A 1,983-nucleotide genomic window follows, 5' to 3' on the forward strand; every position below is an offset into this window, starting at 1 on the left:
TTTATCAGAGAATGATAATGTGTTTTTCTATGAAGTACTGTTTATATGCCTTTCTCTGCTTAACATAGTTAATTATATTCTTATACAAAGGGCTTTTATATCCACCGTAGTCAACTACACAAATATGAACATTCAACGTCAACTTGACTTCCAAAAAGGTAAATTTGAACAGTTAAGTGAATCCTACAGACAAAACAGAAGAATTATACACGATGTGAAAAAACATTACTTCTATATTCAGGAACAAATCAACAAGCAGCATTTTGACGACCTGAAAAATTACACCTCCACCGCAATCCAATCCATAGAGGATAACTATGCCAAGTATAATACTGGCAACCTGGTAATAGATTCATTCATAACAAACTATGACAATATTGCAACAAAAAATAACATCGCATTCTACGTAAGGCTAAATGTAGATTTTAACCGGGTTCCTACAAACGACTATGATCTGTGTATAATTCTAGGGAACCTGCTTGATAACTGTATTGCTGCATGTATAAAATGTAATAACAGCCGATATATAAATATAAGTATAGAAACTACTGACAACGATAAATTTGTTATACACTGTGAAAACCGGTCACCTGTTATTGATTCCACCGCAAGACAACACTCCATTGACCATGGTTTTGGTCTGAGCAATATAAGCCATACTGTTGAAAAAAATAATGGTTTTTTGTATATCAGCAAAAAGATGATATTTTCTACACAGATATCATGATACCGATTATTGATGAGTCAAAAGGGTATTCAAATCTGTCAGCCACATATCCTTCCATCCTTCATCTCATATATCTCATCGCACAGATATTCCAGCTCCTCCCTGTCGTGGCAGGCAGTGATTATAAGACTTCCTCCATCACGCAGCTTCAGCAACTCCTTCTTTATGTTCTCTACAGACTCTTCATCAAGTGCGTTGATAGGTTCATCCAGCACTATGACATCCGGCTCTCCCATGATTGCATTTGCTATGCCAAGCTTCTGCCTCATTCCAAGGGAATACTTTCTGTATACCCTCTTATCATCCGGATCAAGACCTGTCCTCTCTATGGCATATCTGACATCGTCATCACTGATCCCTCCCATGAGCTTTGCCAGAAGCCTTAAGTTCCTGAAGCCTGTGTACTGAGGCAGAAATGACGGATTCTCTATCAGAGCGCCTATACTCCGTGGAAACTTTATGTCCCTGTGGAGCTCCTCATCATCTATATATATGTGTCCTCCATCAGGTATGAGCAGACCACATATAGCTCTCATAAGCATTGTCTTGCCACAGCCATTCTTTCCACGGAGTCCATATATCCTGCCCGGAGTCATGGTCAGACTGATATCATCAAGTATGACTGAACCCTTTATCTTCTTATTCAGATTTTCTATCCTTATCTCGCTCATATGTATTCTCCTATCAGATTATATCCTTATTATCAAAATACACGATTCCTCCTGCAAATGCAGTGATCAGCATACCAGCCGCAAGCACCACTCCACTCATGGGATTAACCCCATCTGCCACTACATATGACACTCTCTGCCACATCGTATAATTTCCCGACAGATACCATACAGTATAGTATGCCGACAGAACATACACTCCACACACCGCTGCAAAGCTGATGACCGGCGTGATTATAAAACCCGCCAGTACCTGAAGCTGGCTTATCCCCAGCGTTACCAGCATCGGTATAAATAATGTTATCAGAAGCAGATCTGCGGCACTAAGATTGTATGTCTGCGGAGGATACAGCCGTGTTGTCAGCGCCGCCGTCATATCCATGGTCATATCTGCCCCATATGCCGCCGCCATTAAATATATCGTCAGCACACATACAGCAAAATACATTACCACAGCCACCGTACAGTATATGAGCTTGCTGACCCACCAGCTTCTTCTGCTTCCGGACGCAAGGCACACCACTCTCGCATTTGCGGCAAAATCATCACTGGAATAATATGCCAGGAAATAGGCCAGGCCTATCT

At 41.2% G+C, this 1,983-nt stretch carries 3 protein-coding genes; 1 reads left to right on the forward strand and 2 read right to left on the reverse strand.

The genetic code is table 11. The features are described 5' to 3' along the window. A partial coding sequence (locus CCU_RS08725; protein WP_208896126.1) for a sensor histidine kinase occupies window positions 1-727 on the forward strand: 727 nt, incomplete at its 5' end. A 38-nt stretch (window positions 728-765) separates the two neighbouring features. On the opposite strand, the gene CCU_RS08730 is transcribed toward CCU_RS08725, so the two are convergent. Next, window positions 766-1,398 carry an ABC transporter ATP-binding protein gene (locus CCU_RS08730; RefSeq protein WP_015534347.1) on the reverse strand — a complete coding sequence of 211 codons (633 nt, stop codon included), beginning with the start codon at window positions 1,396-1,398 and terminating at the stop codon, window positions 766-768. Window positions 1,399-1,411: 13 nt separating this feature from the next. Further along, the coding region (locus CCU_RS08735; protein ID WP_208896127.1) for a hypothetical protein at window positions 1,412-1,983 on the reverse strand (572 nt) is incomplete at its 5' end.

The sequence above is a fragment of the Coprococcus sp. ART55/1 genome (genome assembly GCF_000210595.1).
In the GTDB taxonomy this organism is placed as follows: Bacteria; Bacillota; Clostridia; order Lachnospirales; family Lachnospiraceae; genus Coprococcus; species Coprococcus aceti.

What these genes read in the sequence shown, in the direction of transcription:
- CCU_RS08730 (WP_015534347.1), bottom strand. Translation starts at nt 1,398, where the DNA reads ATGAGCGAGATAAGGATAGAAAATCTGAATAAGAAGATAAAGGGTTCA.